We start from the raw sequence: 19,162 nt of genomic DNA on the forward strand, positions 1-19,162 counted from the left end.
AAGAAGATGACCGAGGCGCAGGAGACCGAGCCGGTTCACGGCGGACAGGCCGTGCCGCAGACCCGCACCGCACGCCACCGCCGAATCGTGGACATCCTCAGCCGGCAGGCCGTCCGCTCCCAGAGCCAGCTCGCCAAGCTGCTCGCCGACGACGGACTCTCCGTCACCCAGGCGACGCTCTCCCGCGACCTCGACGAGCTCGGCGCCGTCAAGATCCGCAACACCGGCGGCGAGCTGATCTACGCGGTGCCGGGCGAGGGCGGCGACCGCACCCCGCGCGCCCCCCTCGGGGAGTCCGCGTCGGAGGCCCGGATGGGCCGGCTCGCCGGCGAGCTGCTGATCTCGGCCGAGGCCTCGGCCAACCTGGTCGTGCTGCGGACGCCGCCGGGCGCCGCCCAGTTCTTCGCCTCGGCGATCGACCAGGGGGGCGTCCACGAGATCATCGGCACCATCGCCGGTGACGACACGGTGCTGCTGATCAGCCGTGACCCCAGCGGCGGCCAGGCGCTGGCGGACCATCTGCTGAGGCTGGCGCAGAAGGAACGCTGAGAGCCCCGTCAGGGGCGCGGGGAACTGCGCGACAAGCCCCCACGGCCCGCAGCGTGGTACCACGCTCAACTCCCCCCGTCGAGGGGAACGTTCGAACTCCGGCGAAAGCGCACGCCGAGGGAGCCGGTGACGGCATCCTGCGCCGGAGGAACGTCCTCTCGACGAAGGGAGCGCGCCGAGTGACCGGCGACGACCTCACGCTGTGCATCATCGGTGCCGGACCGCGCGGCCTGTCGGTGCTGGAGCGGCTGTGCGCCAACGCCCGGGCTGCCGCGGCCGCCGGCCCGCCCCGGGCCATGGACGTCCACCTCGTCGACCCCGGACGCCCCGGCTCAGGCGGCGTCTGGCGCACCGGCCAGTCGCGCCATCTGCTGATGAACACCGTGGCATCGCAGATCACCATGTTCACCGACGCCGGAGTGCGGATAGCGGGGCCGCTCGAACCCGGCCCCAGCCTCTACGCGTGGGCCCGCTCCCGCCCCCACGCCGACGCGGCGGTCCGCGCCGAGGCCCGCCGGCTGGGCCCGGACTCGTACCCCACCCGGGCCTTCTACGGGCACTACCTGGAGTGGGTCTTCCGGCGGGTGGTGCGCCGCGCCCCCACGGGTGTCTCCGTCCACGTCCACCGCGCCCGCGCCGTCGCGCTGGACGACACGCCGGACGACGCGGTCGGCCCCGCCCGGCAGACCGTCCGCCTGGACGACGGCACCCTCCTCGGCGGTCTCGACGCCGTCGTCCTCTGCCAGGGCCATCTGCCCACGCGCCCGACGGACGCCGAGGCGGCCCTGACCTCCTTCGCGGACGCCCACGGCCTGCTCCACATCCCGCCCGCCAACCCAGCCGACGTCGACCTCTCCGCCGTCCGGCCGGGGGAGCCCGTGCTGTTACGGGGCCTCGGCCTGACCTTCTTCGACCACATGGCCCTGCTCACCGAGGGCCGGGGCGGCACCTTCGTCAGAACCGGCGGCTCCCTCGTCTACCGCCCCTCGGGCCGCGAACCCCTCCTCCACGCGGGCTCCCGGCGCGGCGTCCCGTACCACGCGCGGGGCGAGAACGAGAAGGGCGCGCACGGCCGCCACCGCCCCCGCCTGCTCACCCCGCTCACCCTCGCCCGGCTGCGCGCCCGCGCCGACGCCGGCCGGCGCCTCGACTTCCGGGCCGACCTGTGGCCGCTGATCGCCAAGGAGGCCGAGTGCGTCTACTACGAGGCCCTGCTGCGCCGCCGGGGGAGCGGAGAGCGCGAGCTCGCCGAGTTCGTGGACCGCTATCTCGCCGCCCCGCGCGGGGCGGCGGAGCGGGACGTCCTCGCCCGGTACGGCATCGGGCGCGCCGACCGCTGGGACTGGGACCGCGTCGCCCGGCCCTGCGCGGGCCTGCGCTTCGGGGGCCCGGCGGAGTTACGGGACTGGCTGCTCGGCCATCTCGCCCGTGACGTGGCCGAGGCCCGCGCGGGCAATGTCAGCGGCCCCCTCAAGGCGGCCCTCGACGTCCTGCGCGACCTGCGCAACGAGATCCGGCAACTGGTCGACCACGGCGGGCTGCTCGGCGACTCGCACCGTGACGACCTCGACGGCTGGTACACCCCGCTCAACGCCTTCCTCTCCATCGGCCCGCCCGCCCACCGGATCGAGCGGATGGCGGCACTGATCGAGGCGGGGATCCTGAGCGTCGTCGGGCCGGGCGCGCGGGTGCGCACGGAGGCCGGGGCCTTCGTCCTGGAGTCGGACGTGCCGGGCGCGGGGGCGCGCGGCCGGGTCCTGATCGAGGCCCGGCTGCCCGAGCCGGATCTGGCCCGCACGGCCGACCCCCTGCTGCGGCACCTGCTCGCCACGGGCCAGTGCCGCGCCCACCGCATCCCGTGCGGCGACGGCACCGACTACGTCACGGGCGGGCTCGCCGTCACCGGCCGCCCGTGCCACCTGCTCGACGCCACGGGCCGCCCCCACCCGCGCCGCTTCGCCCTCGGGGTGCCCACGGAGTCCGTCCACTGGGTCACGGCGGCGGGCATCCGCCCGGGCGTGGACTCGGTGACGCTGGGGGACGCGGATGCGGTGGCCGGGGCCCTGCTGCAGCTGCATACGAAAGAAGCCTCTGATCTGCGGTTTCCCGCTGATCAGAGGCTTCTTCACACCGTCGGGACGGCGGGATTTGAACCCACGACCCCTTGACCCCCAGTCAAGTGCGCTACCAAGCTGCGCCACGTCCCGGTGCGACGTTCCCTCCGGGGTTTTCTTCCCGGTGGGGCGTGCAGAAAGAAAATATCCTGTTCCGGGCTGTGATCCAAATCCGGGGGGTCAGCGCCTGCGGTCGAAGGTGTTCGTGGGGATGTCGACCTCGCTGCCGTCGGCCAGCTCGAGGTGGATGGTGTCGCCGTACTTGTGCAGAGCGCGCCTGGCGTACCTGCCGTCGACGGGGTGGGTGAGCAGATCGCACTCGCCACGGAACGGGTCGATGATGAGGTAGATGGGGACGCCGAAACGGGCGTACTGCTCCGTCTTGATCACGTAGTCGTTCTTGTCGTACTTCGAGGACACGACTTCGATGGCGGCCAGCAGGTCCTCGTAGGAGTAGGTCTCCTGCGCGCCTTCTTCGACGATGGCCACGTCGGGGCAGCGTTCGGGCTCGCCCGGAAAGGTGAACGTCACGTCGTTGTACGCACGCCCCCTGCCGAGGACTCCCCTCGCCGCAGCGATGACGTCGGCGATGGTCTCGCTCTGGACGCTGCTCTGCGGCGTCATGATGATCCGATCCCCCACCGCTTCGATCTTGAAGCCCTCTATCACCGACGCCGCGCGGTCGATCGCGTTGTGCAGCCGATCGGTCTGCACGGTCATGGACAACCTCCCTGGCTGGGCCCCTCGATAGTCGCATCGTAGACCGGCTCGCCGACATCCACTCGTGACCGATTCACCCTCCCGAGCTATTGACGAAACATGCGCCGCACTGCATAGTTATACCCACCAGCGCATGAATGCGCAGCGCACAGCGCACCGCACCGTAAGGAGAACCCCCGTGACCGAGCGCGTCGTACTCGCCTATTCCGGCGGCCTTGACACCTCCGTCGCCATCGGCTGGATCGCCGAGGAGACGGGCGCCGAGGTCATCGCCGTCGCCGTGGATGTCGGTCAGGGCGGCGAGGACCTGGACGTCATCCGCAAGCGCGCGCTCGCCTGCGGTGCGGTCGAGGCCGAGGTCGCGGACGCCAAGGACGAGTTCGCCGAGGAGTACTGCCTCCCCGCGATCAAGGCCAACGCCCTCTACATGGACCGGTACCCGCTGGTCTCCGCCCTCTCCCGGCCCACGATCGTCAAGCACCTCGTCGCCGCCGCGAAGAAGCACGGCGCGACCACCGTCGCCCACGGCTGCACCGGCAAGGGCAACGACCAGGTGCGGTTCGAGGCCGGCATCTCCTCCCTCGCCCCCGAGCTGAAGTGCATCGCCCCCGTCCGGGACTACGCGATGACCCGGGACAAGGCCATCGCCTTCTGCGAGGCCAAGGGCCTGCCGATCGCGACGACCAAGAAGTCGCCGTACTCCATCGACCAGAACGTCTTCGGCCGCGCCGTCGAGACCGGCTTCCTCGAGGACATCTGGAACGCCCCGATCGAGGACGTCTACGACTACACGGCCAACCCGGCCACCCCCCGCGAGGCCGACGAGGTGGTCATCACCTTCGACAAGGGCGTCCCCGTGGCCATCGACGGCAAGCCCGTCAGCGTGCTCCAGGCCATCCAGCAGATGAACGAGCGGGCCGGCGCCCAGGGCGTCGGGCGGCTGGACATGGTCGAGGACCGGCTGGTCGGCATCAAGTCCCGGGAGATCTACGAGGCGCCCGGCGCGATCGCGCTGATCACCGCGCACCAGGAGCTGGAGGCCGTGACCGTCGAGCGCGAGCTCGCCCGGTACAAGCGGCAGGTCGAGCAGCGGTGGGCCGAGCTGGTCTACGACGGCCTGTGGTTCTCCCCGCTCAAGCGGGCGCTTGACGGCTTCGTCGCCGAGGCCAACGAGCACGTCTCCGGTGACATCCGGATGACCCTCCACGGCGGCCGGGCCGTCGTCACGGGCCGGCGGTCCGAGAAGTCGCTGTACGACTTCAACCTCGCCACCTACGACACGGGCGACACCTTCGACCAGTCGATGTCGAAGGGCTTCATCGAGATCTTCGGTCTGTCCTCGAAGATCGCGGCCAAGCGGGACCTGGCCGCCCACTAGTCCGCCCGCCACCCCCCAACCCGTCGCCTCCCCGGCCCTGAAGGACCGGGGAGGCGACGGCACCGCACGCACCCCATCGCGCAGAGGAGCAATCGACGATGACCACCGGATCGCAGCCCCCCGCCGACGGCGGTGACGTGCGGCTGTGGGGTGGCCGGTTCGCGGACGGGCCGGCCGAGGCCCTGGCGAAGCTGTCCGCCTCCGTCCACTTCGACTGGCGGCTCGCGCCCTACGACATCGCCGGCTCCCGCGCCCACGCCCGGGTGCTGCGCAAGGCCGGGCTGCTGACGGACGACGAGCTCACCCGCATGATCGAGGGCCTCGGGCTGCTGGAGGCCGACGTCGCCGCCGGCACCTTCACCGGCACCGTCGCCGACGAGGACGTCCACACCGCCCTGGAGCGCGGCCTGCTGGAGCGGCTCGGCCCGGAGCTCGGTGGCAAGCTGCGTGCCGGCCGGTCGCGCAACGACCAGGTCGCCACGCTCTTCCGGATGTATCTCCGCGACCACGCGCGGATCATCGGCGGGCTGATCGCCGATCTCCAGGAGGCGCTGGTCGGGCTGGCGGAGGCCCACCCCGACGTCGCCATGCCGGGCCGCACCCACCTCCAGCACGCCCAGCCGGTGCTCTTCGCCCACCATGTGCTCGCCCACGTCCAGGCGCTGTCCCGGGACGCGGAGCGGCTGCGGCAGTGGGACGAGCGCACGGCGGTCTCGCCGTACGGCTCGGGCGCGCTCGCCGGGTCCTCCCTCGGGCTGGACCCGGAGGCGGTCGCCGCCGACCTCGGCTTCGAGCGGGGCTCGTCCGGGAACTCCATCGACGGCACGGCCTCCCGGGACTTCGTCGCCGAGTTCGCCTTCATCACGGCGATGATCGGCGTCGACCTGTCGCGGATCGCCGAGGAGATCATCATCTGGAACACGAAGGAGTTCTCCTTCGTCACCCTCCACGACGCCTTCTCCACCGGCTCCTCGATCATGCCGCAGAAGAAGAACCCCGACATCGCCGAGCTCGCGCGCGGCAAGTCCGGGCGGCTGATCGGCAACCTCACCGGGCTGCTGGCCACCCTCAAGGCCCTGCCGCTCGCCTACAACCGCGACCTCCAGGAGGACAAGGAGCCGGTCTTCGACTCCTGCGACCAGCTGGAGGTCCTGCTCCCGGCCTTCACCGGGATGATGGCGACCCTCACCGTCCACCGCGAGCGGATGGAGGAGCTGGCGCCGGCAGGGTTCTCGCTGGCCACCGACATCGCCGAGTGGCTGGTCCGGCAGGGCGTGCCGTTCCGGGTGGCGCACGAGGTCGCGGGGGAGTGTGTCAAGGAGTGCGAGGCGCGCGGCATCGAGCTGGACGGGCTGAGCGACGAGGACTTCGCCGCGATCTCCCCGCATCTGACCCCCGAGGTCCGCACGGTCCTCAGCGTCCCCGGCGCGCTCGCCTCGCGCAGCGGGCGGGGCGGTACGGCCCCCTCGGCCGTGGCGGTCCAGCTCCAGGAGGTCAAGGCCGATCTGGCGGTTCAGCGCGCCTGGGCGGATGCGCGACACGCATGATCGTTTTGAGACGACCATAATTCGTGTGAGACATTCACGTCTCATCCGGGTTATGGTCGTCTCATGAGCCTTGACCGCCGCGAGCATGTACTGAGAGCAGCCGCAGCCCTGCTCCCCCGCAAGGGGACCGCCTCCATGGACGAGATCGCCAAGGCCGCAGGCATCAGCCGCGCCACCCTCCACCGTCACTTCGCCGGTCGCGACGCGCTCGTGCGGGCTCTGGAGAAGCACGGCATCGAGCAGTTCGAGCGGGCCCTGGACGAGGCCCGGCTGGACGAGGGAGACGCGGCGCAGGCCGTGCGCCGCCTGATCGGGAAGGCCGAGCAGGCCGCCGGTCTGATGTCCTTCCTCTACACCGAGAACCAGCTCTTCGAGGGCGAGATCGACGAGGGCTGGAACCGCCTCGACGCCCGTGTCCACGCGCTCTTCCTGCGCGGCCAGGAGGAGGGCGCCTTCCGGGTCGACCTCTCACCCGCCTGGCTCACCGACGCGCTGTACGGGCTGATCGCCTCCGGGGCGTGGGCCGTGCAGGATGGGCGGGTGGCCGCCAAGGACCTCACCCGCATGGTCTCCGAGCTCCTGCTCGGCGGGGCGCAGCGCAGGGCCGAGCGGTGAGCGCCCGGACCGCCGGCCCGGCGCCCGGCGCGCCCGCGCCGGTGGAGACGCCGCGCCCGGGGCGCTGGCTGGCGCTGGCCGTGCTCGCCCTCGCCGTCCTGCTCGTCGCCGTCGACGCGACCGTTCTGGGGCTCGCCACGCCGTTCCTCAGCGAGGACCTGCGCCCGTCGGGCACCCAGCTGCTGTGGATCGGTGACGTCTACTCCTTCGTCATCGCCGGACTCCTCGTCTCCATGGGCAGCCTGGGCGACCGGGTGGGCCGCAAGAAGCTGCTGCTGACGGGCGCCGTGGCGTTCGGCGCGGTGTCGGTGCTCAACGCCTACGCGTCCAGCCCGGAGATGATGATCGCGGCGCGGGCGCTGCTGGGCGTGGCGGGCGCGACGCTGATGCCCTCGACGCTCGCGCTGATCCGCAATATCTTCCACGACCCCAAGGAGCGCAGCCTGGCCATCGGTATCTGGGGTGCCATGGCCTCCGCCGGTGCGGCCGTGGGCCCGGTGGTGGGCGGCTTCCTGCTGGAGAACTTCTGGTGGGGCTCGGTCTTCCTGATCAACCTGCCGGTGATGGCCGTGCTCGTCCTCGTCGGGGCGAAGCTGCTGCCGGAGTCCAAGGACCCCGCCCCGGGGCCGTGGGACCTGCCGAGCGTGCTGCTGTCGATGGCCGGCATCATCGGCCTGGTCTACGCGATCAAGGAGGGTGCCACCAACGGCTTCGGCTGGCCGATCGCCCTTTCGGCCGTCGTCGGCGCGGGGGCGCTGGTGTGGTTCGTACGGCGGCAGCTCACGCTGTCCTCGCCGCTGCTGAACATGCGGCTCTTCCACCACCGGGGCTTCTCGGCGGCGGTCCTGGCGGACCTGCTGACGGTGCTGGGGCTGTCCGGGATGGTCTTCTTCCTCTCCCAGTTCCTCCAGCTGGTGCAGGACCGCAGCCCGCTGGAGGCGGGACTGGCCGAGCTGCCCGCCGCCATCGGCGCGGTGACGGCCGGTCTGCTGGCCGGGCAGGCCGCCCGGCGCTATTCGGTGCGCTCGGTGGTGGCCGGCGGGCTCGGGGCGATAGGGCTCGCGCTGGCGGCGCTGGTCGCGCTGGGCGCGGACACCGCCTACCCGGTGCTGGGCGCGGCGCTGCTCGTCGTCGGCATCGGGGCGGGCTTCTCCTTCACCGTCACCGCCGACGTGATCCTCTCCAGCGTGCCCAAGGAGCAGGCGGGCGCGGCCTCGGCGGTCTCGGAGACGGCCTACGAGCTGGGTGCCGCGCTGGGCATCGCGCTGCTCGGCACGATCGTCACCGGGGTCTACCGCGGGTTCACCGTGCCGGCCGGGGTCCCGGCGGGTGCGGCGGGCGACGCGCGGGAGTCCCTGGGCGGCGCGGTCGAGTCGGCCGCCACCCTGCCCGCGGACACGGGCGCGGCGCTGCTCGGCTCGGCGCAGGACGCGTTCGTCGAGGGGTTGCGGATCGCCTCCGGTGTGGGTGCGCTGGTGCTGCTGGTGACGGCGGTCGCGGCCTGGTTCCTGCTGCGCGGACAGCGGCTGGAGGAAGGGTACGGCGGCTGAGCAGGCATGGGCTCGGATGAGCAAACACCACATGGGCCGGGGTGGCAAGCCCCGGCCCATGTGACGTTTACCGGCGAGTAACTCTCTTGACGCACTCCTGACACACCCGAGAACATCACGTCCACCGGTCGACATTGTCGAACGAGGTTCGGACGAAGGCGTCCGCAGCAGCGACGCCATGTTCAAAGGAATCCCCCACATGCGTCTGCGTACCACCGCACGGTTCCTGGTCGCCGCCGCGGCCACCGCGGCCCTGAGCCTCATGGGGCTCACCGCCTCCCCGGCCTCCGCCTCGGTCCTGGACGTCCCGCCCAAGGGCGCCAACGACTGGTCCTGCAAGCCGGACTCGGCGCATCCGCAGCCCGTCGTGCTGGTCAACGGCACGTTCAAGCTGATGGCGGAGAACTGGGCCAAGCTCTCCCCGAAGCTCAAGGAGGCGGGCTACTGCGTCTTCGCCTTCAACTACGGGCACATGGAGACCGACCCCATCCCGCAGGCCGCCGCCGAGCTGCGCGACTTCGTCGAGGCCGTGCGGGGCGCCACGGGCGCCGCCAAGGTCGACATCGTCGGGCACAGCCAGGGCGGCATGATGCCGCGCTACTACGTGAAGTTCCTCGGCGGCGCGGACAAGGTCGACGACCTCGTGGGCATCGTCCCGTCCAACCACGGCACGCTGAACCCGCTGGCCATCCCGTTCGGCTACACCTTCTGCCCGTCCTGCCTGGACCAGCGCGTCGGCTCGGACCTGCTCAAGAAGCTCAACGAGGGCGACGAGACCCCCGCCGGGCCCGACTACACCGTCATCACCACCCGGCACGACGAGGTGGTCGTCCCCTACACCAGCGCCCTGCTGACCGGCCCGGCCGAGCACCTCAGCAATGTCGTGCTCCAGGACAAGTGTCCGCTCGACCCGTTCATGCACGACCAGGCCACCAAGGACCCGGTCGTCGCCCAGTGGGTGCTGAACGCCCTCGGGCGCAAGGGCCCGGCCGACCCGGCGTTCCAGCCGCGCTGCCTGGGCTAGCCGCGACGGTCCCCGCGCGGCGGCCGGCCGGGCGTCAGGCCGCCTTGGCCTTGGTGGCGTACATGTCCACGTACTCCTGGCCGGAGAGCCGCATGACCTCGCTCATCACCTCGTCGGTGACGGCGCGCAGCACATAGCGGTCGCGGTCCATCCCCTCGTAGCGGGAGAAGTCCAGCGGCTCGCCGAAGCGCACCGTCACCGGCGCGATGCGCGGCAGGCCCTTCCCGGAGGGCTGGACCTTCTCCGTGCCGATCATCGCGAACGGCACCACCGGGGCGCCCGTCATCAGCGTCAGCCGGGCGATGCCGGTGCGGCCGCGGTAGAGACGGCCGTCGGGGGAGCGGGTGCCCTCGGGGTAGATGCCGAAGATCTTGCCCTCGTCCAGCACCCGACGGCCCGTCATCAGCGCGGCCACCCCGCCGTTGCCGCCGTCGCGGTCGACCGGGATCATCCCGGAGGCGCCGAAGAACCACGCCATCAGCCGGCCCTTGAGCCCCTTGCCCGTGACGTACTCGTCCTTGCCGATGAAGAACACCTGGCGCTTGACGACCAGGGCGAGGAACAGCGAGTCCACGAACGTGGTGTGGTTCCCCGCGAGGATCACCGGCCCGCTCTCCGCGATGTGCCCGGCCCCCTCGATCTTCGGGCGGTACAGGACGCGCATGAGCAATCCGAGGAACGCCTTGAGCAGGATGCGGGACAACGGACCCTCCGGTCGTGATGTGCGGGACGGGCGCGCGGGGCGCGGTCGATGACGATACTCGCGGGTACGCCTCTTGTGCACGCGGGGTTGACCGAGTCGAAACAGAGTGTTGACGTGACTTTCCACTCCGTTCCGCATTCGTTCTTCAACCCGGAAGTCGGACGTGCATACGATCGGCCGACCGGGTAGCAGCCCACGGCACAGCCGTGGCACCACACGGCATCAGCACCACAGAAGGAGAGACATGCAGCAGGAGCAGCGGCCGGGCAGGCGCACGGTGCTGGGGGCCGCGGCGGCCCTCGGCGCGGGGGCGGTCGCCCTCGGCGGCGGAGCGGTTCCGGCGATGGCGGCCGGGCGGGAGACGGACCTCACGGCCGGGCGCGGCCACGGGGGTTCGCTCAAGGACCTGCCCGTGCCCACCGTCATCGGTCACCGCGGCGCCTGCGGCTACCGGCCCGAGCACACCTTCGGTTCCTACGAGTACGCCCTCGCAGGCGGCGCGGACGTCATCGAGCAGGACGTCGTGCCGACCAAGGACGGCCACCTCGTCTGCCGGCACGAGAACGACATCACCGCCACCACCGATGTCGCCGACCACCCGGAGTTCGCCTCCCGCAAGACCACCAAGACCGTGGACGGCGAGAAGCACACCGGCTGGTTCACCGAGGACTTCACCCTCGCGGAGCTGAAGACGCTGCGCGCCAAGGAGCGCATCCCGGGCAACCGCCAGCACAACACCCTCTACGACGGCCGCTGGGACGTGCCGACGTTCGAGGAGGTCCTCAAGTGGGCCGACGCGCAGGGCCGCAAGCGCGGCCGCCGGATCTGGCTGCACGTGGAGACCAAGCACCCCACGTACTTCCGCAAGATCGGCCTGGGCCTGGAGGAGCCCCTCGCCAAGCTGCTGCGCCGCTACGGCCGCTCGGGCCGCAATGGCTACACCTTCCTCCAGTCGTTCGAGCCCAGCAGCCTCCAGCGGCTCGGCCGGCTCGGCCTCGACTGCCCCAAGGTGCTGCTGCTGGACGACCTGCCCACCCGCCCCTGGGACTTCGTCGAGGCGAAGGACCCGCGCACCGTCGCCGACCTCATCACCCCCAAGGGCCTCAAGTGGGTCTCCGGCTTCGCGCAGGGCATCGGCCCCTGGGTGAACCTGATCATCCCCCGGGACAAGAACGACCGGCTCACCAAGCCCACCACGCTGGTGCGCGACGCCCACGGTGCCGGGCTGATCCTCCACCCGTACACCATGCGCAACGAGAACAGCTTCCTGCCCGCCGACTTCCGCCGGGGCACGGACCCCAACGCCTACGGCGACGCGTTCGGCGCGTTCAAGGCGTACTTCGCGACGGGCATCGACGGCATATTCTCCGACAACTGCGACACGGCGGCCATGGCGCGGGACGCGTTCCGCAAGGGGTGACGTCGGGGCCGTTCGGGCGACCCACCACACCCGGACGGGTGAATTCCGGGTACCCCGGAAACCGGTGGGTCGGAGACCGGCGTCCCCGCCCGCATGACCACTCAGAGTGATCTCCTGACCCGGCTCGCCCCCCTGCTCGAGGCGGAGTGCGCCGCCGAGGCGCACTCCGCGGGCCTGGACGCGGCCGACCTCGAACAGTCCGTCTGGGTGCGGCTGCTGAGCGAGCGCCGCGCCGGGGAACCCACCGCGCGCTTAGCGGCGGCCGTCCGGGCCGAGGTGGGGGCCGCCCTGCGCCGGGCCCGGCGGGAGGTGCTCTACGACCCCACCGCCGAGGCCGCCCCGGCACCCGGCGGGCGGGTGGACTCCGGGGTGGAACAGGCCGTGCTGGCCGCCGAGTCCCGCCGCGAGCTGTGGGCCGCGATCCGTCGGCTGCCCGGCCGCTGCCCTCGGCTGATTTCCGCGCTTCTCTCGGGCCACGACCCGACCTACCGTGAAATCGCAGGGAAGTTGGGAATGTCACAAGGATCTTTGGGGCCCGTACGTTCCCGTTGCCTGGGATGCCTGCGCAGAATGCTCATGGCAGAGATTGCAGCTCCTTGACCCGGGGGAAAGGAGCATCAAGCGACCCAGCAAGGGGAGGCGTGCGCACATGGGCATGAGCGTGACCATCTCGGCCGCGGCCGAGCACGATGCCGAGCAGATCCTCAAGCTCCAGTACCTCTGCTACCAGAGCGAGGCGGAGCTCCACGGCGACTACACCATCGAACCCCTGACGCAGACGCTCGACGACCTGCGCGCCGAACTGGGCCGCGGCTGTGTGCTCGTGGCCCGGCTCGGCGAGGAGGTCGTCGGCTCCGTCCGCGCAGCCGTCGACACCGAGGGGACGGCCGTCATCACCGGGCTGATCGTCCACCCCCGGCTGCGGCGGCACGGCCTGGGCGGGCGGCTGCTCGCCGCGATCGAGGAGCAACTGGCGGGGGAGTGGGGTGCCAAGCGGTTCCGGCTGGCCACCGGCCGGCGCGGCGAGGGGAGCCTGCGCCTCTACCGCAAGTGGGGCTACACCCGCACCGGCGCCGAGCCGGCCGGGCGGGACCTCACCGCCGCCACCCTGGAGAAGGAGGCCGGGCCCGCCGGGGCGCCCGCCTTGGTGACGAGCGCCTGACGCCGGGCCGTGCCGGGCCTCAGCGCGGGGCCCGGCGCAGCCAGACCATCGCGGTCACCGGCAGGACGACCGGGATGAAGAGATAACCCATGCCGTAGTCCGACCAGACCGTGGCGTCGGGGAAGGCGGACGGCTCCAGCAGCGTCCAGGTGCCCACGGTCACCACGCCCACCAGCTCGGCGGCGCAGCACACCAGCGCCGCCCTGCGGGCCCGCCCGCCACCGCGCACCAGCGAGTACGTGATGAAGGCGTACACCACGGCGGCGGCCGCCGACAGGACGTACGCGAGCGGCGCCCGCCCGAAGTCCATGATCATCTGGACGATCGAGCGGGAGGCCGCCGCGACGGTGAAGACGCCGTAGAGCCAGACCAGCAGCCGGCCCGGCCCCTGGCCGAGGTCGAAGCCGGACCGCTCGCCCGCGTCGGTGTGCTCGGACATGTCGGTCGTGTGCTCGGACATGTCAGCCTCCCCAGATGTCGTAGAGCCGCACTTCCAGCACGGCCAGGATCACGGCGCCCGCCGCCACGGTGGCCGAGCCCCAGCGGGTCCGCTCGGCCAGGGACATGAAGCCCGCCGCGGGAACGGCGGCCGCCGCGCCCAGCAGATAGGCCACGAAGATCGCCGTGCCCTGCGCCGGCTTCTCGCCGCCGGACAGCCGCACCACACCGATGACGAGCTGCACCAGCGCCAGCAGTGAGACCACGGCCATGCCGATGAAGTGCCAGTCCTTGGTCGGCTCGTCCCGGGCGAAGGCGAAACCGCACCAGGCGGCCAGCGCGAGAGCGGCCAGACCGGCCGCGAGCGTCAGCGCGTCGAGCACCGGGACCCCCGGGCGACGTGGGTGTGCGAAGGGGACGAGACAGGCATGGGACGACTTTAAACGCCCCGTACGGGCCCCTCGCGCGCGCCCCCGCGGTCCAGGGAGCGAGAGATCGCGTCCGGTATTCGGACAGGCTTGGCCGATTCGCACGTGCTTCTGTTTTACTTGCCCGCATGACCACGACGAGCACCCGCATCTTTGCGACCGAGGCGATCACGACGCCCGGTGCTGCTCGTCGTATGTGTCGAATGTGTGACTGCTGAGGGCCCCTGTGCCTCGCGCCCCGAAGCGAGACCCCGTAGCGCACCCCGTCCGGCGAACCGCCGTAGGGAGCCGCGCCGCCCCCGCGTCACCCGATGCCCCTGAGCCCGAGCCCCACGCGCTCGCCAGGGCCCTATCGATGCCGCGTTCCGCAATGAATTCCCGTGCCGGCGCCATCGCGTCGCGCACTCGACAGTGACGGAAACCCCTGTGATCACCACTACGGGCCTGACAAAGGTCTACCGCTCACGAGGCCGCGAGGTCACCGCCCTCGACGGCGTCGATCTCCACGTCCGTGAGGGCGAGGTGTACGGCGTCATCGGCCAGAGCGGCGCCGGCAAGTCGACCCTCATCCGCTGCGTCAACCTCCTGGAGCGCCCCACCTCCGGCACGGTCACCGTCGCCGGCCAGGACCTCACCGCCCTCGCCGGGCGGGGCCAGCGGGCCGGCGCCGAGCTGCGCAAGGCACGCAGCCGCATCGGCATGGTCTTCCAGCACTTCAACCTGCTCTCCTCGCGGACCGTGCAGGCCAATATCGAGCTGCCGCTGGAGATCCTCGGCGTCTCCGGCAAGGAGCGCGAGCGCAAGGCCCTGGAGCTGCTGGACCTCGTCGGCCTCGCCGACAAGGCCAAGGCCTACCCCGGCCAGCTCTCCGGCGGCCAGAAGCAGCGCGTGGGCATCGCCCGCGCCCTGGCCGGCGACCCCAAGGTGCTGCTCTCCGACGAGTCGACCTCCGCGCTCGACCCGGAGACCACCCGCTCCATCCTCCAGCTGCTGCGCGACCTCAACCAGCAGCTCGGCCTGACCGTCCTGCTGATCACCCACGAGATGGACGTCGTCAAGACCATCTGCGACTCCGCGGCCCTGATGAAGGGTGGCCGCGTCGTGGAGTCCGGCACCGTCTCCGAACTGCTCGCCACCCCCGGCTCCGAGCTGGCCGCCGAGCTGTTCCCGGTCGGCGGCGAGCCCTCCGGCCCGGACCGCACCGTCGTGGACGTCACCTTCCACGGCGACGCCGCGGCCCGGCCCGTGATCTCCCAGCTCTCCCGTACCTACAACATCGACATCTCGATCCTGGGCGCCGCGATGGACACCGTCTGCGGCAAGCAGGTCGGCCGGATGCGCATCGAGCTGCCCGGCCGGTTCGAGGAGAACGTCGTCCCGATCGGCTTCCTGCGCGAGCAGGGCCTCCAGGTCGACGTGGCGGATGTGAAGACTCCGGCGCCTGCCGACTCGCTCCTTAAGGAAGGTGCCAAGTGACCTGGGCCGAGATGCAGCCACTGCTGCGCGACGCGTGTCTCGACACGCTCTTCATGGTGTGGTGGTCCACCGTCTACGCCGTCATCGGCGGTCTGCCGCTGGGCCTGCTGATCGTCCTGACCGACCGCGGGGGCCTGCTCCAGAACGTCGCGGTCAACAAGGTCCTCGGGGCGATCCTCAACCTGGGCCGTTCGCTGCCCTTCATCATCCTCATCGTCTGGCTGATCCCCTTCAGCCGGATGGTGGTCGGCACCTCCATCGGCCCCAGCGCGGCCGTGGTGGCGCTCGCCATCGGAGCGATCCCCTTCTTCGCCCGGCTGGTGGAGACCGCCGTCCGCGAGGTCGACCACGGACTGGTCGAAGCCGTGCAGTCGATGGGCGGCGGCACCTGGACGATCATCTTCAAGGTGCTCCTCCCGCAGGCCCTGCCCTCCCTCCTCGCGGGCCTGACCACCACCGTCATCACCCTCATCGGCTACTCCGCCATGGCGGGCGCGGTCGGCGGCGGCGGCCTCGGCAACCTCGCCATCACCTACGGCTACCAGCGGCGCGAGGACGCGCTGATGAACGTCACCATCCTGCTGCTGATCGCCATCGTGACCGTCGTCCAGATCGCCGGCGACCTCGCCGTACGCCGCCTCGCCTCGCGCGGCGGCCGCCAGGCGGCCCCCGTCGGCCTCCGCCGCCTCCTGCCCGCCCGGCGCGAGCCCGCCGCCGCGGCCGCCACGACCCCGGCCACGGGCGTCGCGGAGCCCGAGGCCGTCCTGGACAAGGCGGTCTGACCCGCACCACCCCCCACCAGACTCCCCGGAGCCCGGACCCTTTGCCGGGCGTCAGTACCGGGGCACCCGAGAAACACCAAGCAAGGAAGGCACTCTTCGTGCGTACCACCGTCAAGCTCACCGCCGCCGTCGCGGCCGCCGCCGCCCTGACCCTCGGCCTGAGTGCCTGCAGCGCGCCGTCCGACACCTCCTCCTCCGGCAGCTCCAAGAAGGGCAAGGACGCCGACCCGGCCGCCAAGCTCGTCGTCGCCGCCAGCCCCACCCCCCACGGCGACATCCTCAACTTCGTCCGCGACAACCTCGCGGCCAAGGCCGGCCTGAAGCTGGAGGTGAAGGAGTTCAACGACTACGTCCTGCCCAACACCGCCACCCAGAACGGCGAGGTCGACGCGAACTTCTTCCAGCACAAGCCCTACCTCGACGACTTCAACAAGAAGAACAAGACCGACATCGTGCCGGTCGTCAACGTCGAGATCGAGCCGCTCGGCCTCTACTCCAAGAAGGGCAAGAAGGTCGCCGACCTCGGCTCCGGCTCCACCATCGCCGTCCCCAACGACGCCACCAACGAGGGACGCGCCCTCAAGCTCCTCGCCGACAACGGCGTCATCAAGCTGAAGGACGGCGTCGGCGCCGCCGCCAAGCTCTCCGACGTCGCGGACGACAAGGGCGTGAAGTTCACCGAGCTCGAGGCCGCCCAGATCCCCTCCCGCCTCGACGACGTCGACGCCGCGGTGATCAACGGCAACTTCGCCATCAGCGCCAAGCTCAGCCCCGCCAAGGACGCCATCGCCCTGGAGAAGGCCGAGGGCAACCCCTACGCCAACTTCCTGGCGGTCAAGAAGGGCAACGAGAAGGACCCCCGGATCGAGAAGCTCGCCAAGCTCCTCAACTCGGACGAGGTCAAGAAGTTCATCGAGCAGAAGTTCAGCAACGGCGCCGTGATCCCCGCCTTCGGTCCCGTCGCGAGCTGACACCTTGTAACCTCGGCCGTCCGTATGGACACAGGCCCCGCGCACACGATCGCCCGTGCGCGGGGCCTGGCGCTTGGCGCACCCGCCCGCACATGCTGCATGCTGGTGCACCCGGGGCCCGCCCCGTACCACTCGAGCCCACCCGCCGCGGCGTTGGAGCAGCGCATGACTTCCACCTTTCCGGACATCTCCATCAGTACGGACCGGCTGGTGCTGCGCCCGTTCGAGGCCGGGGACATCCCCCCGCTCGCCGAGATGATGAACGACGAGCTCGTCACCGCCTGGACCTCGGCCCCCTACCCCTACACCACCGCCGACGCCCGCGACTGGGCGCTGCGCCGGGCCCCCTCGGAACGCCTCTCCGGGCGCGGAATCGTCTTTGCGGTCGCCGAGTTCCTCACCCAGCGCCTCGTGGGCACCCTCCACCTCCGCAACACCGACTGGCGCACCCTCACCGCCGAGGTCGCCTATGTCACCGCGCCCTGGGCCCGGGGCGAGGGTTACGCCTGCGAAGCCGTGCTCGCCGCCGCCGAGTGGCTCTTCCGCGACCAGAAGTTCGAACGCCTGGAGATGCGCACCGCCGCCGACAACACCGCCGCCCAGCAGGTCGCCCAGAAGGCCGGCTGTGTCAGCGAGGGCGTCCTGCGCAGCGCCTGGATAGCGCGCAGCCGCACCGAGGGCGGCGCCGGCTGGACCGAGTCCCGGACGGACCTCCTCATCTGGAGCCTCCTGCCCGAGGACCTCGACGAGCTCCAGGAGCCCCGGGCGGGCGGCGGATACGACTACACCTCCGCCGGGGGCTACGCCTCCGCGCTCCACGACTGGCGCTGAGCACCCCCGCCACCGCGCCCGGACGGGTACCCGGCCGGGGTACGCTCACCCTGCCCGTTCGCCCTGCCCGTTTACGGGCACCCACCCCGCGAACGCGCCACGCGCCCCACCCCGTGATCCATCCCGCGCCCCACCCCGCGATCCGCCCCCGACGAGCCCCAGGAGACTGACGACGATGGCCGACCGGGTCACGGTGATCGGGTGGGACGGCTCACCGCTGACGGCCGCGGCCCGCTCCGCCCTCGGAGCCGCCACCCTGGTCGCCGGCGCCGCGCACCACCTGGCCCTGCCCGAGGTGCCCGCCGACGCCGAGCGCGTCCGCCTCGGCAGCGTCGACCTCGCCGCCCGTCGCATCGCCCGGCACCGCGGCTCCGCCGTCGTCCTCGCCGACGGCGACCCCGGCTTCTTCGGCGTCGTCCGCACCCTGCGCGCCCCCGAGCACGGCCTGGAGGTCGAGGTGGTGCCCGCCGTCTCCTCCGTCGCCACCGCCTTCGCCCGGGCCGGCATGCCCTGGGACGACGCCCAGGTCGTCGTCGCCCACAGCCGCGACCTGCGGCGCGCCGTCAACGTCTGCCGCGCCCACCCCAAGGTCGCCGTCCTCACCTCGCCCGGCGCCGGCCCCGCCGAGCTCGCCCTCCTCCTCGGCCCCGTCCACCGCACCTTCGTCATCTGCGAGGAACTGGGCACCGAGCGCGAACAGGTCACCGTCGTCACCTCCGACCGGGCCGCGGACCACACCTGGCGCGACCCCAACGTCGTCATCGTCATCGGCGGCCTCGGCGCCCCCACCGGCCGCGGCGGCTGGATCGCCGGCCGCGACCCCGGCTATCCGCCCGCCCTGCGGGGCTGGGCGCTGCCGGCGGACGCCTATACGACCGGTGGGGACGCCGGCGGCACGGACGCCTCCGCCGACGGGTTCGGCGAGGGGGAGTCCACCGAGCTGCGCGCCGCCCAACTGGCACGGCTCGGCCCGCGCGTGGGCGACCTCGTCTGGGACATCGGCTCCGGCAGCGGCGCGGCGGCCGTCGAGGCCGCCCGCTTCGGCGCCGCCGTCATCGCCGTCGACCGCGACCCCGCGGCCTGCCGCCGCACCACCACCGTCGCCCGCCGCTACGGCGTCCAGCTCCAGGTCGTCCAGGGCGTCGCCCCCCATGTCCTGGAGGACCTGCCGGAGCCCGACGTCGTCCGGGTCGGCGGCGGGGGAGCCCCCGTCGTGGCCGCCTGCGCGGACCGCCGCCCCGAGCGCATCGTCGCCCACGCCGCCACCCGCGACGACGCCGAGGCCATCGGGAGGGCGCTCGCGGAGGGCGGATACGCCGTGGAGTGCACGCTGCTCCAAGCAGTGGAGTTGGACACAAGCGCCTGGACGGAGCGGGAGCGCGCCGTAGCCTTCCTTCTGAGTGGCCGTCGTACGCACCCTTGAGAACGGGCGACCGTGCGGAGGGTAGGCTGGC

The 19,162-nt window shown here is 71.8% G+C and carries 19 protein-coding genes and 1 tRNA gene; 15 read left to right on the plus strand and 5 right to left on the minus strand.

Going from position 1 to position 19,162, the window contains the following annotated elements; all coding sequences use genetic code 11:
- The first annotated feature begins 6 nt into the window (after positions 1–6).
- Together ACFYZR_RS12990 and ACFYZR_RS12995 are read left to right on the plus strand one after the other, a co-directional pair.
- Positions 7–549 carry an arginine repressor gene (locus ACFYZR_RS12990; protein WP_391909151.1) on the plus strand — a complete coding sequence of 181 codons (543 nt, stop codon included), beginning with the start codon at positions 7–9 and terminating at the stop codon, positions 547–549.
- A 179-nt stretch (positions 550–728) separates the two neighbouring features.
- The gene (locus ACFYZR_RS12995; RefSeq protein ID WP_391909154.1) at positions 729–2,717 is read left to right on the plus strand and encodes an FAD/NAD(P)-binding protein; all 1,989 of its coding nucleotides are present in this window, start codon (positions 729–731) and stop codon (positions 2,715–2,717) included.
- Here the strand turns inward: ACFYZR_RS12995 and ACFYZR_RS13000 are convergent.
- Together ACFYZR_RS13000 and ACFYZR_RS13005 are read right to left on the minus strand one after the other, a co-directional pair.
- Positions 2,683–2,756: transfer RNA gene (locus tag ACFYZR_RS13000), tRNA-Pro, on the minus strand. The two genes, ACFYZR_RS12995 and ACFYZR_RS13000, sit on opposite strands and share 35 nt — an antisense overlap.
- A gap of 87 nt (positions 2,757–2,843) precedes the next feature.
- Positions 2,844–3,383 (minus strand): Uma2 family endonuclease, encoded by a 540-nt coding sequence (locus tag ACFYZR_RS13005; protein ID WP_391909157.1) that lies wholly within the window; start codon positions 3,381–3,383, stop codon positions 2,844–2,846.
- Between the two features lie 178 nt (positions 3,384–3,561).
- Between ACFYZR_RS13005 and ACFYZR_RS13010 the strand changes: the two genes are divergently transcribed.
- The 5 genes from ACFYZR_RS13010 to ACFYZR_RS13030 all read left to right on the plus strand — a co-directional run bounded on the left by ACFYZR_RS13010 (position 3,562) and on the right by ACFYZR_RS13030 (position 9,497).
- The gene (locus ACFYZR_RS13010) at positions 3,562–4,761 is read left to right on the plus strand and encodes an argininosuccinate synthase (RefSeq protein WP_391909160.1); all 1,200 of its coding nucleotides are present in this window, start codon (positions 3,562–3,564) and stop codon (positions 4,759–4,761) included.
- Positions 4,762–4,859: 98 nt separating this feature from the next.
- On the plus strand, positions 4,860–6,308 hold the full coding sequence (gene argH / locus ACFYZR_RS13015) for an argininosuccinate lyase (RefSeq protein ID WP_391909163.1): 1,449 nt from the start codon (positions 4,860–4,862) through the stop codon (positions 6,306–6,308).
- A 63-nt stretch (positions 6,309–6,371) separates the two neighbouring features.
- Positions 6,372–6,923: a TetR/AcrR family transcriptional regulator gene (locus tag ACFYZR_RS13020; protein ID WP_391909165.1), complete on the plus strand. Its 552-nt coding sequence runs from the start codon at positions 6,372–6,374 to the stop codon at positions 6,921–6,923.
- On the plus strand, positions 6,920–8,473 hold the full coding sequence (locus ACFYZR_RS13025; protein ID WP_391909168.1) for an MFS transporter: 1,554 nt from the start codon (positions 6,920–6,922) through the stop codon (positions 8,471–8,473). The genes ACFYZR_RS13020 and ACFYZR_RS13025 overlap by 4 nt, the downstream gene beginning before the upstream one ends.
- Before the next feature lie 199 nt (positions 8,474–8,672).
- Positions 8,673–9,497, plus strand: a complete 825-nt coding sequence (locus ACFYZR_RS13030) for an alpha/beta fold hydrolase (protein WP_391909172.1) — start codon at positions 8,673–8,675, stop codon at positions 9,495–9,497.
- Positions 9,498–9,531: 34 nt separating this feature from the next.
- Here ACFYZR_RS13030 and ACFYZR_RS13035 read toward each other — a convergent pair whose 3' ends face one another.
- A complete protein-coding gene (locus ACFYZR_RS13035; RefSeq protein WP_391909175.1) occupies positions 9,532–10,200 on the minus strand; it encodes a lysophospholipid acyltransferase family protein in 669 nt (222 codons plus the stop codon).
- A gap of 244 nt (positions 10,201–10,444) precedes the next feature.
- Here ACFYZR_RS13035 and ACFYZR_RS13040 point away from each other — a divergent pair, with 244 nt between their 5' ends.
- The 3 genes from ACFYZR_RS13040 (at position 10,445) to ACFYZR_RS13050 (ending at position 12,782) form a co-directional block, all read left to right on the plus strand.
- Positions 10,445–11,620 carry a glycerophosphodiester phosphodiesterase gene (locus ACFYZR_RS13040; RefSeq protein ID WP_391909178.1) on the plus strand — a complete coding sequence of 392 codons (1,176 nt, stop codon included), beginning with the start codon at positions 10,445–10,447 and terminating at the stop codon, positions 11,618–11,620.
- A gap of 93 nt (positions 11,621–11,713) precedes the next feature.
- Entirely contained in the window at positions 11,714–12,220 is a 507-nt protein-coding gene (locus ACFYZR_RS13045; protein ID WP_391909181.1) for a sigma-70 family RNA polymerase sigma factor, read from the plus strand.
- Positions 12,221–12,269: 49 nt separating this feature from the next.
- A complete protein-coding gene (locus ACFYZR_RS13050; protein ID WP_391909183.1) occupies positions 12,270–12,782 on the plus strand; it encodes a GNAT family N-acetyltransferase in 513 nt (170 codons plus the stop codon).
- A gap of 19 nt (positions 12,783–12,801) precedes the next feature.
- Here the strand turns inward: ACFYZR_RS13050 and ACFYZR_RS13055 are convergent, their stop codons facing one another.
- On the minus strand, positions 12,802–13,242 hold the full coding sequence (locus tag ACFYZR_RS13055; RefSeq protein WP_391909186.1) for a hypothetical protein: 441 nt from the start codon (positions 13,240–13,242) through the stop codon (positions 12,802–12,804).
- 1 nt (position 13,243) lies between these two features.
- Positions 13,244–13,603 (minus strand): hypothetical protein, encoded by a 360-nt coding sequence (locus ACFYZR_RS13060; RefSeq protein ID WP_391909190.1) that lies wholly within the window; start codon positions 13,601–13,603, stop codon positions 13,244–13,246.
- 471 nt (positions 13,604–14,074) lie between these two features.
- Here ACFYZR_RS13060 and ACFYZR_RS13065 point away from each other — a divergent pair, with 471 nt between their 5' ends.
- The 5 genes from ACFYZR_RS13065 (at position 14,075) to cbiE (ending at position 19,131) form a co-directional block, all read left to right on the plus strand.
- Positions 14,075–15,124, plus strand: a complete 1,050-nt coding sequence (locus ACFYZR_RS13065; RefSeq protein ID WP_391909193.1) for a methionine ABC transporter ATP-binding protein — start codon at positions 14,075–14,077, stop codon at positions 15,122–15,124.
- Positions 15,121–15,906, plus strand: a complete 786-nt coding sequence (locus tag ACFYZR_RS13070; RefSeq protein WP_391909196.1) for a methionine ABC transporter permease — start codon at positions 15,121–15,123, stop codon at positions 15,904–15,906. The genes ACFYZR_RS13065 and ACFYZR_RS13070 overlap by 4 nt, the downstream gene beginning before the upstream one ends.
- Positions 15,907–16,004: 98 nt before the next feature.
- Complete coding sequence (locus ACFYZR_RS13075; protein WP_391909199.1) at positions 16,005–16,877, plus strand: MetQ/NlpA family ABC transporter substrate-binding protein; 873 nt, start codon at positions 16,005–16,007, stop codon at positions 16,875–16,877.
- Positions 16,878–17,042: 165 nt separating this feature from the next.
- The gene (locus tag ACFYZR_RS13080) at positions 17,043–17,708 is read left to right on the plus strand and encodes a GNAT family N-acetyltransferase (protein WP_391909202.1); all 666 of its coding nucleotides are present in this window, start codon (positions 17,043–17,045) and stop codon (positions 17,706–17,708) included.
- A gap of 175 nt (positions 17,709–17,883) precedes the next feature.
- The gene (cbiE, locus tag ACFYZR_RS13085) at positions 17,884–19,131 is read left to right on the plus strand and encodes a precorrin-6y C5,15-methyltransferase (decarboxylating) subunit CbiE (RefSeq protein ID WP_391909205.1); all 1,248 of its coding nucleotides are present in this window, start codon (positions 17,884–17,886) and stop codon (positions 19,129–19,131) included.
- The last annotated feature ends 31 nt before the right edge of the window (positions 19,132–19,162 follow it).

The organism is Streptomyces sp. NPDC001678, assembly GCF_042892945.1.
GTDB lineage: Bacteria > Actinomycetota > Actinomycetes > Streptomycetales > Streptomycetaceae > Streptomyces.

Excerpts from the sequence above, each read along its gene's own strand:
- ACFYZR_RS13045 (WP_391909181.1), top strand. The coding sequence starts at position 11,714 with ATGACCACTCAGAGTGATCTCCTGACCCGGCTCGCCCCCCTGCTCGAG.
- cbiE (WP_391909205.1), top strand. The coding sequence starts at position 17,884 with ATGGCCGACCGGGTCACGGTGATCGGGTGGGACGGCTCACCGCTGACG.
- ACFYZR_RS13020 (WP_391909165.1), top strand. The coding sequence starts at position 6,372 with ATGAGCCTTGACCGCCGCGAGCATGTACTGAGAGCAGCCGCAGCCCTG.
- ACFYZR_RS13050 (WP_391909183.1), top strand. The coding sequence starts at position 12,270 with ATGGGCATGAGCGTGACCATCTCGGCCGCGGCCGAGCACGATGCCGAG.
- ACFYZR_RS13080 (WP_391909202.1), top strand. The coding sequence starts at position 17,043 with ATGACTTCCACCTTTCCGGACATCTCCATCAGTACGGACCGGCTGGTG.
- ACFYZR_RS13030 (WP_391909172.1), top strand. The coding sequence starts at position 8,673 with ATGCGTCTGCGTACCACCGCACGGTTCCTGGTCGCCGCCGCGGCCACC.
- argH (WP_391909163.1), top strand. The coding sequence starts at position 4,860 with ATGACCACCGGATCGCAGCCCCCCGCCGACGGCGGTGACGTGCGGCTG.
- ACFYZR_RS12990 (WP_391909151.1), top strand. The coding sequence starts at position 7 with ATGACCGAGGCGCAGGAGACCGAGCCGGTTCACGGCGGACAGGCCGTG.
- ACFYZR_RS13055 (WP_391909186.1), bottom strand. The coding sequence starts at position 13,242 with ATGTCCGAGCACACGACCGACATGTCCGAGCACACCGACGCGGGCGAG.
- ACFYZR_RS13005 (WP_391909157.1), bottom strand. The coding sequence starts at position 3,383 with ATGACCGTGCAGACCGATCGGCTGCACAACGCGATCGACCGCGCGGCG.
- ACFYZR_RS13040 (WP_391909178.1), top strand. The coding sequence starts at position 10,445 with ATGCAGCAGGAGCAGCGGCCGGGCAGGCGCACGGTGCTGGGGGCCGCG.